This window comes from Bacillus suaedaesalsae, assembly GCF_016890225.1.
GTDB classification, from domain to species: domain Bacteria; phylum Bacillota; class Bacilli; order Bacillales; family SA4; genus Bacillus_BS; species Bacillus_BS suaedaesalsae.
This window is the reverse complement of the sequence record NZ_JAFELM010000021.1, coordinates 22,099-38,322: the sequence shown is the minus strand read 5'-3', so window position 1 is coordinate 38,322 and position 16,224 is coordinate 22,099. Positions and strand designations below refer to the sequence as shown.

Here is a 16,224-nt window from a genome sequence, read left to right as displayed (position 1 = left end):
TTTTTTACGTTACATTCTCTATATCCTCTTTTTTTATATTCTTCGTTTGGATTACAACATGAAAACTACTGCTCATTCCACCTTGCATCACCAACGACCGGATTGCTCTGTTTTTTTTACTTTTATCCGAGAAAGGATTCGTGTCATGATGTTCTTCCAGGTAGCTAAGTATTCCGGTCTTCAATAGATATTCATCTTGCCTATAAGTAGCATAATGTTCAAGCCCTGATGTACTACCCGCTTTAACAAGCTTATCCAAATGAATATGAGTTGTTAAATCCATTGACCCTACATTTTCGAGTGGATTACGAATAAGCTGGTGCTTATAATAACCACGCAAACTTCCATCCTTATGAAAAGGAAGTAGCCATTCCTCATCTTTGTACCCATAGTCTATTGTGAATACCATTCCCTCTGTGACCCAATCACCAAGTTCTCGAATAAAAGAACACATTGAAAGTGGTATCTCATAGCGATATCCCTCATTTACCTCAATTTGATATTCCATCAAGAACTTCTTAATACTCTCGTTTTCAAGAGGAACTAACAACTCTTCAAGCTCGTTTACCTTTCCCTCTGTAACTCTAACTTCATACAGCCTACCGTTTTTCTTTTGGATAATATCTACAGGGAATGCATCAAAAAACTCGTTCGAAAATACGATTCCATCAAAATTAGGCAGCAACTGCTTTAGTTCTTCTAAACTTCCTATCATCGTTACTTTATGAAATGAGCCTACTGCTTTTTGAATTAACTGTTTATGATGTGGACTTGTTTCAACGATATAGTAACTTCCTTGAATATAAGTGTCGGGTGACTTTTTATACCATGATTGAAGAACCTGTTTGGCGAACGTTCCATTTCCAGAACCGAATTCTACAACATTCGGCTTAACTGCTCCAGTTTCCATTAGTCGAATAAACACATCTGCTAGTATCTCAGCAAAAACGGAGGATACAGAACTACTTGTATAAAAGTCACCAGACTTTCCGATTTTAATGTTATCTTTCATGTAATAGCCCTGCACTGGATGATATAAGGCTAACTCCATAAACCTAGAGTATGATATAGAGTTCGATTTCTCTTTTTGTATAGCTTGTTTAATATATTCCATTGCCATTTATTATCAATACCCGTTTAAGAAAGGATTTGTATCCATCTCTTGTTGAATCGTCGTTTCCAACCCATGTCCGGATAGTACTAACGTTTCTTCAGGCAGCGTTAAAAGTTTATCATGTATACTTCTTAGTAACTGATCGGTATTTCCACCAGGAAGGTCTGTTCTGCCAATACTTCCCTCAAATAAAGCATCTCCTGAAAAAATAACATCATGCTCTTTGAAATAGAATGAGACACTTCCGGGAGAATGACCTGGAGTTTCAAATACTGTAAAATGGAAACCACCAATTGAAAGTTCACCATCACCAGTAATAATCTCTTCAGCTTCTTTTAATCGAAGTGGTTCTAAATATGGTACTCGAAACGATAAGTTCAACGCTGGATCAAGCAGCCAGTTTTTTTCTTTTTTATGTATATATACAGGAATAGTATATTTTTCTCTCACCTCATCCACAGCTCCAATATGATCATAGTGAGCATGAGTCAGTAATATAGCTAAAGGCTGCATTCTATGCTCATTTACATAAGCAAAAATTTTCTGTGCCTCTGCACCTGGATCAATGATTAAACATTCCTTGATATCATTTGAAATAATGTATGCATTCGTGCCTATTGGACCAAGCGGCATCCTTCTCCACTTCATAAAAAAACCTCCATTTACAATTCAACTACTTGTATTCTACACTAGAATAACAGAATATCTCATTCTAAAAAACTAAAGGGGTTAGAGATGGATACATTTTATGCAATTGAATTAACGAACAAAGATCATCATGACATCGTTGAGCCTTTTTTAGAGGTTGTTCCGTCATTTGTTGAACACTATTCAACGTTTTATATCTTTTCATCACTAAAGGATGTCCACTATATTGAGGAAGAGCTTAGTATATATTCGATAATTGAGATGACACATACAATAATTGGTCTATCTGAAGGAAAATATTGGGACACCTTCGAGGATTATGGTTTAAAAACAAATACAGGGAAGGCGTATTTATTAAATTCTATGGTAAAATCGTTTCAAATAATTGGAGGTACCGAAGATAATATAAAGATGGCTTTGTTACAATTTGATGAACATTTGATTGCACAAGAACATACCACTTATTTTGTAGACGTCCACCATCAAGCATTAATTGAGAAAATAGCAAATGCCTATGAAGTCTCTATTGCCTTTTTTGAACTCGACAAATAAATAGAAAACGATTAAAATAAGATTGTTATGGTAATTTCCTGTTTATCTGTATAATGGTTCATGTATATGAAAAAATAACAAGGACAGGGAAAATCCAATGGTTGAAGGTACATATGCTAGAGGTCAACATCACTAACATATTGTGATAAAGGATAAGTATTAACCTCTCATGTAAAAACTAATAGAAGGGGGTATTATATCATGGGTCTAATTATCATTTTTGCACTCGTTACGTTACTAGCTTTATTTGGAACAATTCGTTCCCTTCGTGAAAAAAATATTCTTGCAGTAGTTTTTGCTGTAGGTACGCTTGTTGTTTTTGGTTGGTTTACAATCATGACGTTAATCCATCACGGATTTCCAACAGCACACTAATAGTAATAAAATAAAAAACAGGTTAGCTTGGCACCTTTGCCTCTAACCTGTTTTTTTATTATCTATTCGTTTAGTCTCTTCTTGACACTTTCTAGTTTGTCATTCATTTTTACTTTTTTATCTCGTCTGTCATCAATTCGAATATTTGTGGCTACCCTTTGAATTCCATTTTGAAATGGAGATTCATGAATAGCTTCAATGACTTCAAATAACACCGATAATTCTCCTTCAATGAGTGTGTTCATTGGAGTTAATTGATAAGAAATTTTTCCTTGTTCTTCGTAATCCTTTAAGATACCTTGAATTTCTGCAACGTATTGGCTAACACTTGGGGTTTCTGTTCCGATTGGTATTACTGTTACATCAACGATTGCCACAAAATCACCTCAAATTAGTTAATAAGTGTACTTGTATTTTTAGACTTCAACTCAATTATTGTATTATATTGATATCCAAGTAACAACTTTTCTCCATCACTTGAAATTTTAATAGGCTGGTCTTCCATATTTGGAAGGATTGTCTCTTCTTCACCTGTTTCAATTGAGAAAGAAATTAAATCTAATGACTGCACTTCATTATTTTCTGTAATTGGTTTGAAATAATAAAATTTCTTTTTGATTGGATCATAATCATAGTTCGGAATCCACCAGTTATCAGAATATGTATTAATAACAGGTAACGTAAATTCATGAAGCTTCTCCATTGTTGAAGATTTAGAAAACTGAAAGTTGATTGATTCATTCTTAGCGGAAATGGTAAGGAATATGTCCTTGTACGAATGAAAAGCAAAGATTTGTTCACCAAGTTTTTCCTCTTCATCTCCGTTAATGTTTGCTAAAAATAATGGGGCTTCGGTAAATGCATCTTCCCACTTTAAATAGGCAATAGTTGTTGAACTCATCCATTGAATGAATGGATGTGGAAGGTTATTTTCGTCAACCTTCTTCTGTTCCATATTAAGAATATAATTTTTAAAAGTCCAATCCTCTAAAAAACTTGTAATAAAAATCTTATTTTCATCAAAGGGATTCCAAACATATTGTAGTTCTGCTGATTCAACTTCCCAATCAAGCAAAACTTCCCCCTTGTCATCTACAATAATCAATTTCGCTTCATTACTAGAATTAGAAGTATGGATGAGAAAATGATCATTAGATGGGCTACTCTGAAGAGTAATAATAGGATCAGTTATTTCGAAGAATAACTCATGATTTCCAGTATAAATATGATGTTTAAATACTTTTGCCCCTAACTCATCATTTACAATATATAGCAAATGATCATAATTATACCAATCTACAACCGACTGAAATTTGACACTTTCACTTTGTATTGGAACAATGAGATTATTCCGTTCATTTACCACATCAGGTTGCATCTTATTAGCCAAAAAACTTTCTCTACTACTAGCAGGCTTCATTCCTTCAGCTTGGAAAGAACTGCAGCCACACAGGAGAACACTAACCAGTACAAATAGCATCGCAATTCGATCCAAAGAATTCACCTCATAAAAATGACTATATAATTAATACGATTTAAACTACAAAAAAGTTTCACTAATTTTGCAAATATTTAACTGTTAACAATAAAAAGGTTTCAAAAAAGCAGCCACTAAAATGACTGCTTTTTACATATATAGACTAGCAAGGAAGATTCCTAAGCTATTATCATATATCTCTTCAAATTGTGATAATGGTAATGGATTAACGCCTTCTCCTAGCTCGATTGTAAAACCTGGTCGTTTCCACTTATAAATATACCAATCTCTAAATCCAGCATGACTATCAATAACTTGAATTGCTTTATAACCGCTTACTCGTTCAAACTCACTTGCGATACGTGCTGCCTCTGGCGGTTCTAAATTCATGTATCCCCAGTACATTTCTTTACCCTGAGTATGAAAAGCTAGTATTCTTGAAAAGTCACTTCTTTCCGTCAACCCTGCCATTGCAATTGCCTCTGGTTCAGATAAAGGCAAATCACCAGGATAATCTCTTGGAGATGGCTCTTTCGGTTCCTTTCTTTCCTTTTCAATTTCCCAATATGCAGGATATTGGTTATTTAAATCTACACCACGAATATTCGCTTTCCAGTTTGAAAAATCTAAACTCCCGTTATTTATAGTTAAAACATTGGATCGATAAGGTTCTGACTCTGGTGGTCCCTTTAACACAAGATCAACACCATCGGGATTAACCATAGGTACGATAGATAATGTAACTTCATGATAAAACGGATACATATAAAAACCACGAAGAGGTGTGTTTGTCGCTAAAGCATGTAGATAATCATTTAGAAAATGCATGATTATCCCACTTGTTATCCATTCATTTGCATGGAAAGAACCATTGATGTGTACACGCTTTGGCCCATTACCTATTTTGATTTCATACAAATCTTGACCTAAAACAGATTCTCCTACCTTAAATAATTTAATAAAAGGATATGTTTTCTTGAGCTTACAAAGATCTTCAATAAGATGTTCGTAGTGATATTCCTTTTTACCGTTTACGAGCCTTGTTTTAATCCGTCTAGGTAAAGCTATTTCTCCTCCTATCGGTAAATTTAAAGGATTATAGGAAGGATTAACTAATGTTATTGCATCAATAGGTATGTTATATTCATTTGATAATTTCCAGAACGTATCTCCTTGTTGAATTACATATGATTCTAATTCATACCCAGGAATATTAACGGTCTCCGCAACCCGTAAGTTTGACTGAAATTCAATTGGATTTGAGTCCATGATTAAAGGTAGTGGTAACTCAAACAATTGACTGTAATACCAGAGTGAATCACCTAATCTAACACTTACCTCCATGTATTCCCCTCCTTACACCATACTGATTTAATGTATGAGTGAAGAAGTGGAAATAGTAGTCGAGATATGTTGTCCGTTGTGTAAATAAAACATTTTAAAGAATGATTTGTTAAATCATATTGGAATTCTTCTACAGGATGTTTACTTTTTACGTGACGTAAGGTGAGGTACATCGAACTTGTGCCTGTCGTTTCTCACTTGTCCCGCCGCTCTCCTGATGTCTTGCACCTTCCATTCCAATCAACTATTGCTCAATATTTAACCAACAGAAAAAAAGCCCTGAAAATTCAGGACTTTATGGATTATTAACACCTTTTATATCATTTTGAAAGTTATTGCCGTTATAGAAACGAAGTAAATCTCCGTAAACAATTTTATCCGAGTACTCTAGTTCTCGCTTTGCCTTATCCATATAAGGCTCACAAGCACTCCCATCAATTACTTCACCTGTTGACTTATCGTAACACTCATTATTTGTGTAGACATATTTGTCCGTGATGAAGCTACCGTCACGAAGAACAGTGAATGGAAGTTTATCTTTTGAAAATAAATCAGCACCGAAATGTACATCATTGTGCGTATCAATTCCCATTAAGTGAAGGATTGTTGGCTTCAAGTCAATTTGCGCAGACGTTGTAGAGATTGTTTTCCCTTCGTGTCCTGGGATATGAATAATTAATGGTACGCGCTGCAGTTGAACACTATCAAAAGGTGTAATCTCGTCTTTTCCTAAAAACTGAGCCATTGCCTTATTGTGATTTTCAGAAATCCCATAATGATCTCCATATAAAATGATGATCGAGTTATCGTACATTCCTTCATCCTTGAGACGTTGTACAAAATCCTTTATCGCATCATCCATATAACGAACTGTAGGAAAATAGCGATTTAACGTTCTACTATTTGACGTATATTCATTAATCATTTTATCCTCTTCACCAAGTTCAAATGGAAAATGGTTCGTTAAGGTAATGAATTTAGCATAGTACGGCTCAGGTAATGCTTTTAAATGGGATACAGATTGTTGAAAGAAGTCTTTATCCTTTAATCCCCACCCAACAGAGTTTTCATCATTTACAATGTAATCATTCACTTCGAAGAAATGATCATAGCCTAGAGATTGATACATAATATCGCGATTCCAGAAGCTCTTATTGTTGGCATGTAGTACGGATGAGTAATAGCCATGCTCTTTAATTATTTCGGGTGTTGATTTATATTCGTTTGTTCCGTGAGTAAAGAATACTGCACCTCTACCTAATGGATATAATGAGTTATCTAATAAAAATTCAGAATCTGATGTTTTACCTTGCCCTGTTTGGTGATAGAAGTTATCAAAGTAGTAGCTTTCCCCGATAAAGTCATTAAGAAATGGGGTAATTTCTTGACCATCAATCGTTTCACCAATTACAAAGTTTTGTAGTGATTCCATTGAAACGACAATTACGTTTTTTCCTGTCGCCACTCCAAAAAGTTCTTCACTCGGATTACGATGATTTGCTTTTAGGTAGTTCTCGATTTCAATTAATTCACTTCCATCTGCTAATGCTCTTTGAGCGGAAGACTTAGATTGTAAGACTGCATCATAAATATGGAAATTATATGTTCCAATATTCTTCACTAAAATTTCACGGTCAAATGTTCTTGTTAATAATTCTGGACGTTCTGATTCTGCAAGTCCTAAATTAACAATTGTAATCGTAACAGCTAATAAAATATAAGCCATTTTATCTCTTTTTAAAATCGTTATCCCAGTTGGAATAACCTCTTTCCTTCTAGCAATCTTTAAAGCTATCCAAAGAATAAGCAAGTCGCTAAAAATCAAAAGATCACCGAATGTAATTAATTCAGTAATACTGTTTCCTAAATCACCCATATTACTTGTTTGAAACAATACTGGGATAGTTAAAAAATCATTGAAGAAACGGTAATATACAACGTTGGCGAATAGAATAAAGCTTGCAATAAAGGTAAGTGTATACATTAAAGGAATTCTTCTCTTTTCCTTCACACTAAGTGTGACACCAAAGAAGAACAATAAGAAACTTAAAGGATTGATAAACAGGATTAACTCCTGTTTCCAGTTTTCAATTTTTATATCAAAGCTAGTTTTATAGACAATATATGTTTTTATCCAAAGCATGAATATAGTTAAAAACAGTGGCCACATTTTAAACCATGTGGGTTTTTTCATAATGAAGAACCTCCTTCAATCAACAATCGTTTATATTTAACATGTTCCAACTGGCGCTAATATTCCCACTCCAAAACGCAAGAGAATCAGAAAGGTTTATGTTTGAAATAAGTGCCAGTGAGACCTTCTAAATCAATGGAGAAGAAGTCCCCCAAGATAGAAGTGTCATTTTCTAGTAATCTGTCAGAAAATAAAGGTTTTTTTTACATTTATTGGTTTTTTAATAGAGTAAACATAGTCTATCTTAATGTCTTTTTTACAAAAAATCAATGATTATTTTACATCAGATTTTTATAATAAAATAATACGTGCTTATTGATTTTTTTAGACTCGTCTATTAAGACGAATGAAGACTATAAAAAGTTTCATAATATTTATAAATTGTTATTTTGGACATTAAAAAAAGGCCACATTTCCTAGAAATGGCCTTATTTTTATTATATTAAAATAAAAAAACACAACTTTTATCCTATCTTTGTTTTTACTAACCAAGCAGCGCCAATAACACCTGCATCATTTCCTAATGTAGCTATTGCAATATCTGCCCCCATTGCTACACGAGGGAACGCATACTTTTGGAAGTATTCCTTCACACGAGGTAGGAGAATATCACCAGCTCTAGACACTCCTCCACCTATAACGATTTTCTCAGGATTTACTCCATTAGATAAATTAGCTACAGCTAGTCCTAGATGGAAACAAGTTTGATCAATAACAGTAGAAGCTAATTTATCACCAACTCTTGCAGCATCTAATACGTCTTTTGCAGTAAGTTTATTTTTCTGCTTTACTAAACCATCTAAACTAGAATTTGATGTTTCTTTTAACTGTTCCATTGCTTGACGAACAATTCCAGTTGCAGAGGCAATTGTTTCTAGACAGCCACTTTTCCCACAGTTACACGGTGAACCACCTTCAGGAATAGAGGTATAATGACCGATTTCTCCCGCTGCACCATTTACACCATGTATAATATCGCCATTTGCAATAATTCCACCACCAACACCTGTACCTAAAGTTATTGCGATGAGGTTTTTTGCTCCTTCTCCTGCACCCTTCCACATTTCACCAATAGCAGCTAAATTCGCATCATTATCAATCACTGCTTTTAAACCAGTTGCCTTTTCTAACTTGTCTTTCAGCGGATAGTCTTTCCATCCTAAATTGATTGCTTCATAAATGATCCCGTTTTCCATATCAACAGGTCCTGGTGCCCCCATCCCAATACCTATTAATTTATCTTTTGATACACCTAATTGTTGAAGTTTTTGCTTAAGTGAACTTGCGATATGTGGTGTGATTAATTCCCCATTTTGACTAATATCTGTTGGAATTTCCCATTTATGCTGTATTTCACCTTCTGTCGTAACAAAGGCCATTTTGATCGTTGTACCACCTAAATCAATTCCTACGAACCATTTTTGTTCCATGTTACTCATTCCTTTTCCTTTTTTCTATTTCTAGTTGCATCGCTTGTCTCACAATTAATTGTGCCATTTTAAAATCTTGTGCATCTAATAAATGTGAATGGAAGAGTTCTCTAATTTCTTCTTCCATCAATTCTAAATCCGATAATCTGTCACCTATGTATATGACTGTACCGTATTTTAATAAAAGTTTTTGTACATCGTATAAATTCTTCAATTTCCCACCTACTACACATATTATCTATTGAAATAATCCATTATAAGAGTATAGATATTTTCTAGCCTGGTCAAGGTCAACAGCAAAAAAAAGAGTGCCATAAAATTGACACTCTTCAATCACCTAGTTATTAACGGTCTGGATCTTTCGGATGTAGAGCAGTTGGTCTTCTGCTTTTCATTGGAATTGGTGAACGAAGTAATACTTCTTTCATACCTCTAAATGAGAAAGGAATAAACGGCCATAAATAAGGTAAGTTAAAGGATCTCATCCGAGCTAACATGACAATCCATAATGTTACTCCAATGACTAATCCCACTACCCCTCCAATGGCTGTGAGAATGAGTAAAACAATCCGGACTAAACGGTTTGCTAAGCTTAATTCATAGCTTGGTGTCGCAAAGCTTCCTATTGCAGCTATAGCAAAGTAAAGAATGACTTCATTCGAGAACAAACCGACTTCAACCGATACTTGTCCAATCATTAATGCAGCTACTAAACCTAGTGCAGTGGCCAACGAACTTGGAGTATGGATGGCGGCCATGCGCAGCATATCCAGCCCGACTTCAATCATTAGAAACTGAGCAATGAGTGGAATTTGCCCTTCCTTGTTCGGACCTATATAATCTAACGCACTAGGTAATAACTGAGGCTCTGCCGCAAACAAGTACCATAACGGTAATAGAAAAATAGAAGCAAACACAGCTAAATATCGAACTAAACGAAGATAAGCACCGACTACAGGTTTATTTCGATATTCTTCAGCATGCTGCAAGTGGTGCCAAAATGTAGAAGGTGTAATCATTACACTAGGACTACCGTCTACGATGATGAGTACGTGACCTTCATACAAATGGGCAGCTGCTGTATCTGGTCTTTCTGTGTAACGCACAACAGGGTATGGGTTAAAATGTCTACCCGATATGAACTCCTCAATCGTTTTTTCCCCCATAGGTAATCCATCTGTATCAATTTTACTTATCGAATCCTTCACTGCTTGAACTTGCTTTTCCTCTGCAATATCTTCTATGTAGCATAGACAAATATCGGTTTTACTTCTTCTACCAATCTGCATATATTCCATTCGTAATGTACGATCTCTAACACGACGTCTCGTTAATGCTGTATTAAAAACGATTGTCTCAACATAACCATCTCTAGCTCCTCTAACGACCCTTTCAATATCAGGTTCTTGAGGTCCTCTTACTGGATAGGTTCTCGCATCAATGATGATAGCATATTGAAGCCCTTCCACAATTAATGCAGTTGGCCCAGCTAAGACAGTATCTACTACTGCATCTAAATCTTCAACTTTATCAAGCTCGATATAAGGAATATGAGTTTTTAAGAGTTTTTCAAGCGGATCCGGTTCGAGCTGAGAAGGATCAAGGGATGAAAGTAATTTCATTAAATAATGGAGAATATCATCCTTGGCGAATCCATCTATTAAAAAGAATGACATCTTCTTACCCGCATATTCTTGAGCAAGATGAATGACATCAAAGCTTTTTTTGACTCCTAGCTCTCTCTCTAAATACTCTATATTTTCCTGTATATTTGTTGAAACTTGTTTCTTAATCTTATCCACTATCCTTCCCTCACTTCATGTCAAAACAAAAAAGTAAACTTCACTTTCCATCATTAACTTATAAAACATGAAACATACTTACGAATTTCATAAGTTTTTATTTAGCTTGTTTAATACTGGAATGATATAGATTTCTGCTTCATAAGGTAGTAGAAGGTGTCTGTCCAACTAAATGAGGTTCTATCTGTTAGAAGTTAGAGGGTGTAGTGCTTTCGCTAATGGATGATTTCTCAAACTATGCTTAACTATTCACCAACAATATAGGAGGTTTTATATGAGAAAGCGTACAAAAATAACGATCGTTTTATCCTTTATCATTGCTATTTCTTATATTTTGGTGAGCACTGTTTTACCCAACTTTGTGAAGGAAAGCATAACATATTTCCCAATCGATCCAAATTTAACGTTTTTAACTTCGGAAACTAATCTTGAGATAGAGGGTGATAGCAATGACCCCTATAACGTAAAATGGAATGTCAAATCTGAAACCGATAAAGAAGTTTATTTAAGACAAGATGTTTCCTTATTATATAGAGATGGATTACTAGTAGACACGACTTTTGAATGGAAACAGAATAAAGCAACTCTAGAGCAGGAAAAGGAAATACAAGGACAGGATAGTACTTTGTATGAATCAATTTCCTTCCATCATGCAGAAATACACGAAAATGAAAACAACATAAAGAGTTCTCAAAAGATGACAAAGGATAAATTGTACGTTATTGACTCTTCCTTTAGTCCTTTACATGCTTTTCATTCACCTTCGAATAAAGAACAAGAAGAGTGGAAAAAGATAATTGACCACGTTCGAACACAAGATTTACGAACTAGCTGGCAAAATGTAATTCAGCATTTTTCAATAAATCCGAATAACTATGACACGTATACATTAATGGAATTAGAGGCATTTAATTCGAAGGCTATTCCTGGCCTATCATTAGAAGAAACCCAAACTGTGATTGGTCGATTATGGGAAGGCTTGTATAAAAATTATGTACTAGGTATCCGACTTTCTGAAAGTGAAAGTATCTCCCCTATCGGAAGTAAAATGCCACTAATTTTAATTAGTAAAGATCGTACTCACTTACAGATCATTACCGAAGGAAAAGACGGTGAAAAAGTAAAGCTTCTTCAACAACTGTGAGCTACTTTGTAACAAATTCATATATCTCTTGAAAGGTAGAACAAACTGGGATGTTTTCTCTAATTTTTTTCCGTTTCTCTATTTGAAAATAAATGACATCCCAGTTCGCCTCCATTGCCCCTACTACGTCTTGTTTAAAACTATCTCCTACATAAATCGGTTTCTGCACACATCCTAATTCTTCTCTTGCATAATGAAAAATTTGTTGATTAGGTTTTTCATATTGAATTTCTTCCGAGATAAAAATATTTCCTCCAAATAGTGAAAGAACTCCTAGGCTTTTAAGCTTAAGGATTTGCGTATCCTTTTTACCATTTGAGATAATTCCAAGAGTAAAACCAAGTTCTTTGAGGGCAGAAAGTGTCTGAAGGACATCTGGGTAAGGCTTTGCATATAAATGCACAGTATGTTCAAATTCATAATGGAAATGCTCTGAAAATTCTTGGGAAATAAAAATGTTAAAAGGCATTAACGAATGATACAAACGTTTAAATCGATATTCTTGCTGTGTCCATTCCTTCTTTTCATAAAATCCCCAAAACTCATCGCAATACTTTTTAAAAAGTTTGAACCACTCAATAGAGTTAATACCACTCATAAGATTCTCACAAGAAGCGATCATTCCCTTTTGAAATGCCACTTCATAATCGAATAACGTATTATCAATATCAAAACATATCGCTTCCCATCTCATTATTTATCACCCTTTATGTATTAAAATAGAAAAACCTGTTGAACGTCTCAACAGGTTTACTACCTAAATGCTTTCCTCATGAATTGCTCTCTAATAAATGGCATTTGCATCGCAACCTGCACTAGTAACTTTCTTATAAAGGCGTTACCTAGTATTGTATTTAACATGCGATATCGTCCTTTAAATAGCGTATATACCACAAATAGAAGAGCAGCAGCTATAATTGAATTTCTCATCATCATCCCTCCTACTACTAATTTGCACAGGAAGGTTAATTTTATCCAATTATACAAAAATCACAGCAAGTATTACGGTAATTATAATAGAAGAAAAGTTGATGGCATCATTGTTCATCCAAGCAATACCCGATTTCAGGTTCGTTCTATCGCAACAGTGTACCCTTTTCTCAGTTAGGATCTCGCAATGCTCACACTGGAATTTCGCTTGAATGGTTGCACCAAGAATTGTATCAACAATTGAACCAAATGCTCCAAAAAGAACAATGTAAAGACAATGTGTAATTGTTACCGAGTCAAATAATAGATAAGAACCAGCACCTATGATAAATGCTCCTACTAACGTAGCAATGAGGCCAAGTAATGAAACTGCACCTGATGTACCATGAGCCACTCGTTTGAATGTTAAGATATGAACAGGTTTTCTTTTAGACAACGTACCAATTTCTGATGCCCACGTATCTGCGTTTGCTGCTGCAAGTGAAACAGCATATGTATAGATCCATAAATCATTATCTGTGTATGCAAAAAGCAGGCAACTTAATGCAGGAATGAGACCGTTCGCTAATACTTGACCAAAGTCACGAGTGTCTCCCTTTTCTACGATTTGCAGGGTTGATGTCTTTAATCTCGACTTATTCTTACTCAATAGGCTCGACGTCCCAAAGAATAATCCTAATAGAACGAGTCCTTCACCATTTAGTCCGATTACAATACAGCTTCCTACAAAGCTCGCTGCAATGGCACCACTCAGCGATAACGCTTTTAACATATAACCCACTTTAGCCACTGCTATTACAAAAAGAATAAACAACAAACTACTCACAATGTAAAATCCTTCTTTCAGTAATTAATTGCTGAACAGGAATATCATGATCCTCTATAGGTAGCGCAGGAACAAGCTGACACTCAAGTAATAAAGAAAAAGTGGTTCCTCCATAGTGACTCAAAAAGCGATCATAATAGCCACCACCATATCCGATACGGTAGCCATTTTCAGTAAATGCGACACCAGGTACAATTAATAAATCAATATCAGTTGAGTTAACTGCTATCGTTTCACTAGGTATAGGTTCCTGCAACCCAAAATATACTTCCTCTAACTGAGAAAAATCTGAGAAGATATAGAAAGTCATACTTTTATCTTCTGGAAAACATTTCGGTATAGCGACTTTCTTACCTTGTTCCCATGCTTTCTCAATGATTCCTTTTGTTTCAATTTCTGTTCCTCTTGAAATGGTAATTCCAATTACATTTGCTTCTGTCCATTTCTTTTGCCCGAAAAGAGTATGTTGAATTTGACTTGAATATATCGTAAATTGTTCTTTGTTCAAATGATTTAAATGTTGCTTTACAAGTTTTCGAAGCTCTTTTTTTTCTTCGTTCATCTTGTGCACCTCAGTTTCATCATTTTTGATATTCCTTAAGTGCAATCACTTTTAAGGCTAATAATTCTTCTTCAGTAAGCTTTTCTTCAAAAGTCCTTACTAATTCTTCCTCATCTTCAATACTTATTCCATCCGAAACTCTTGATTGTATATTCAAGATTTCGTCCACTGTGAATCGCTTCATTAACACTTTCGTCGCTTCTTCTTTTGTAGAAAAAGGTAGTGTGGAATCATCCACGGTTTCCACTTCTGATAGTAATTCTTCAAGTTTTGGGTTTCTTTTTACTTCATCCATAATTGAATGAAGCTCCCCATTTTCCTCTAAACTATCATAAACTTGTTTTGCTACTTGATCGGAAACATAGGCTGTACCTACTTTGTAAGCAATTAGTGCGATGATCACAATCATTACGAGAGGAATCCCAATCCATTTTACAAACTTCATTCTCTTTCCCCCTTATCTTGTATCTGTATGATTTCATTATATAGACAATGTGATTACTTAATCAAAGGTTGTTTCATGCAGATGCGTTAATATTAATATATAAATGTTATAATATAGTGAAGAAATAATGAGAGAAAGGATTTTAACATGAAAACTAGAAATCAATCTTCTATGAGTATTTTATGGGAAATCTTTCTAACTTCCTCTAAGCTAGGACTTACATCATTTGGTGGTCCCATTGCCCATTTAGGTTATTTTCATGATGAATATGTTAGAAGAAGAAAATGGATCGATGAAAAAAGCTATGCAGATTTAGTTGCTCTGTGTCAGTTCTTACCTGGCCCAGCTAGTAGTCAAGTAGGAATTGGAATAGGTGTCACGAGAGGTGGTGTATTAGGCGGAATTGTTTCGTTTATTGGCTTCACGTTCCCATCTGTTTTGGTTCTTATGATTTTTGCATATATACTTGCATCTTTCGATATTAGTACTTCTGGATGGATTCATGGTTTAAAGATCGTGGCAGTAGCGATCGTTGCACATGCGATTGTTGGAATGGCTCAAAAGCTTACACCAGATACAAAACGGAAGACTATAGCTTTGTTTGCCTTACTTATCACATTATTATGGCAAACTGCTTTTTCTCAAGTAACTGTCATCCTTATTGCGGCTTTAATAGGCTATTTTCTTTATAAAAACAATAAAGAAGAAGAACACGTACCCTTACATATTCCCATTTCAAAATCATTCGCCATCATTTGTATTAGTTTATTCTTCGGGTTACTCGTACTTTTACCAATCCTAAGAAATGTCATTGATCATTCTTCAATCGCTCTATTTGATAGCTTTTATCGATCTGGTGCATTAGTTTTTGGTGGCGGACATGTTGTCCTACCGTTACTGGAACGTGAATTAGTGCCTCAAGGTTTTATTAGTAGTGAGGCGTTTCTAACTGGATACGGCATGACACAAGCTGTTCCTGGCCCATTATTTACATTTGCTGCTTATTTAGGAACAGTTATTAGCGGATGGCAGGGGGGATTGCTCGCTACTATTGCGATCTTCTTACCTGCATTTTTACTTGTGTTTGGCTTTTTACCTTTTTGGAATACTTTACGAAACAATCGTAGCATTTATGGTGCTTGGATGGGTGTAAATGCAGCTGTAGTCGGAATATTGATTTCAGCTTTTTACCAACCAATTTGGATAAGTTCAATAATGAACGAAATTGATTTTGTCATTGCAGCCATTTTGTTCAGTATGTTGTCTTATTGGAAACTATCGCCGTGGGTCGTTGTAGTTACAGGCTCAGTTCTAGGATTCCTCGCATATTTACTATAATGAAAGCAAAATAGTCGTAAACCTATAAAAGGTCTACGACTAT

Annotated in this window: 18 protein-coding genes; 4 read left to right on the top strand and 14 right to left on the bottom strand. The window is 35.0% G+C overall.

What is annotated here, in order from left to right; genetic code table 11:
• Nucleotides 1-4: 4 nt before the first annotated feature.
• On the bottom strand, nt 5-1,120 hold the full coding sequence (locus tag JR050_RS06215) for a class I SAM-dependent methyltransferase (RefSeq protein ID WP_204202648.1): 1,116 nt from the start codon (nt 1,118-1,120) through the stop codon (nt 5-7).
• A 6-nt stretch (nt 1,121-1,126) separates the two neighbouring features.
• On the bottom strand, nt 1,127-1,762 hold the full coding sequence (locus JR050_RS06210) for an MBL fold metallo-hydrolase (RefSeq protein ID WP_204202647.1): 636 nt from the start codon (nt 1,760-1,762) through the stop codon (nt 1,127-1,129).
• A gap of 87 nt (nt 1,763-1,849) precedes the next feature.
• On the opposite strand from JR050_RS06210, the gene JR050_RS06205 reads away from it, so the two are divergent.
• Nucleotides 1,850-2,314: a hypothetical protein gene (locus JR050_RS06205; protein WP_204202646.1), complete on the top strand. Its 465-nt coding sequence runs from the start codon at nt 1,850-1,852 to the stop codon at nt 2,312-2,314.
• A 201-nt stretch (nt 2,315-2,515) separates the two neighbouring features.
• Nucleotides 2,516-2,689 carry a DUF2759 domain-containing protein gene (locus tag JR050_RS06200; RefSeq protein WP_204202645.1) on the top strand — a complete coding sequence of 58 codons (174 nt, stop codon included), beginning with the start codon at nt 2,516-2,518 and terminating at the stop codon, nt 2,687-2,689.
• A gap of 62 nt (nt 2,690-2,751) precedes the next feature.
• Here the strand turns inward: JR050_RS06200 and JR050_RS06195 are convergent, their stop codons facing one another.
• The 7 genes from JR050_RS06195 to JR050_RS06165 all read right to left on the bottom strand — a co-directional run bounded on the left by JR050_RS06195 (nt 2,752) and on the right by JR050_RS06165 (nt 10,936).
• Nucleotides 2,752-3,066 (bottom strand): MTH1187 family thiamine-binding protein, encoded by a 315-nt coding sequence (locus JR050_RS06195; protein ID WP_204202644.1) that lies wholly within the window; start codon nt 3,064-3,066, stop codon nt 2,752-2,754.
• Between the two features lie 14 nt (nt 3,067-3,080).
• Nucleotides 3,081-4,184, bottom strand: coding sequence for a YqgU-like beta propeller domain-containing protein (locus tag JR050_RS06190; RefSeq protein ID WP_204202643.1), 1,104 nt, complete (start codon nt 4,182-4,184; stop codon nt 3,081-3,083).
• A 132-nt stretch (nt 4,185-4,316) separates the two neighbouring features.
• Entirely contained in the window at nt 4,317-5,510 is a 1,194-nt protein-coding gene (locus tag JR050_RS06185) for a M14 family metallopeptidase (protein WP_204202642.1), read from the bottom strand.
• Between the two features lie 295 nt (nt 5,511-5,805).
• Nucleotides 5,806-7,704, bottom strand: a complete 1,899-nt coding sequence (locus tag JR050_RS06180) for an LTA synthase family protein (RefSeq protein WP_204202641.1) — start codon at nt 7,702-7,704, stop codon at nt 5,806-5,808.
• Between the two features lie 464 nt (nt 7,705-8,168).
• Nucleotides 8,169-9,134, bottom strand: a complete 966-nt coding sequence (locus JR050_RS06175) for an ROK family glucokinase (protein ID WP_204202640.1) — start codon at nt 9,132-9,134, stop codon at nt 8,169-8,171.
• A 1-nt stretch (nt 9,135) separates the two neighbouring features.
• The gene (locus JR050_RS06170) at nt 9,136-9,348 is read right to left on the bottom strand and encodes a YqgQ family protein (RefSeq protein WP_204202639.1); all 213 of its coding nucleotides are present in this window, start codon (nt 9,346-9,348) and stop codon (nt 9,136-9,138) included.
• Between the two features lie 130 nt (nt 9,349-9,478).
• Nucleotides 9,479-10,936 (bottom strand): spore germination protein, encoded by a 1,458-nt coding sequence (locus JR050_RS06165; RefSeq protein ID WP_204202638.1) that lies wholly within the window; start codon nt 10,934-10,936, stop codon nt 9,479-9,481.
• A gap of 274 nt (nt 10,937-11,210) precedes the next feature.
• Here JR050_RS06165 and JR050_RS06160 point away from each other — a divergent pair, with 274 nt between their 5' ends.
• Nucleotides 11,211-12,080, top strand: coding sequence for a hypothetical protein (locus JR050_RS06160; protein ID WP_204202637.1), 870 nt, complete (start codon nt 11,211-11,213; stop codon nt 12,078-12,080).
• 1 nt (nt 12,081) lies between these two features.
• On the opposite strand, the gene JR050_RS06155 is transcribed toward JR050_RS06160, so the two are convergent.
• From JR050_RS06155 to JR050_RS06135, 5 genes are read right to left on the bottom strand one after another with little or no spacing between them, the layout of a single operon-like run.
• Entirely contained in the window at nt 12,082-12,774 is a 693-nt protein-coding gene (locus tag JR050_RS06155) for an HAD family hydrolase (RefSeq protein ID WP_204202636.1), read from the bottom strand.
• A 59-nt stretch (nt 12,775-12,833) separates the two neighbouring features.
• A complete protein-coding gene (locus tag JR050_RS06150) occupies nt 12,834-13,010 on the bottom strand; it encodes a hypothetical protein (RefSeq protein ID WP_204202635.1) in 177 nt (58 codons plus the stop codon).
• A 49-nt stretch (nt 13,011-13,059) separates the two neighbouring features.
• Nucleotides 13,060-13,836, bottom strand: coding sequence for a DUF92 domain-containing protein (locus tag JR050_RS06145; RefSeq protein ID WP_204202634.1), 777 nt, complete (start codon nt 13,834-13,836; stop codon nt 13,060-13,062).
• A complete protein-coding gene (locus tag JR050_RS06140) occupies nt 13,829-14,398 on the bottom strand; it encodes a 5-formyltetrahydrofolate cyclo-ligase (protein WP_204202633.1) in 570 nt (189 codons plus the stop codon). The genes JR050_RS06145 and JR050_RS06140 overlap by 8 nt, the downstream gene beginning before the upstream one ends.
• 19 nt (nt 14,399-14,417) lie before the next feature.
• The gene (locus tag JR050_RS06135) at nt 14,418-14,843 is read right to left on the bottom strand and encodes a hypothetical protein (RefSeq protein WP_204202632.1); all 426 of its coding nucleotides are present in this window, start codon (nt 14,841-14,843) and stop codon (nt 14,418-14,420) included.
• A gap of 147 nt (nt 14,844-14,990) precedes the next feature.
• Here JR050_RS06135 and JR050_RS06130 point away from each other — a divergent pair, with 147 nt between their 5' ends.
• Complete coding sequence (locus tag JR050_RS06130) at nt 14,991-16,181, top strand: chromate transporter (RefSeq protein ID WP_204202631.1); 1,191 nt, start codon at nt 14,991-14,993, stop codon at nt 16,179-16,181.
• Nucleotides 16,182-16,224: the final 43 nt, after the last annotated feature.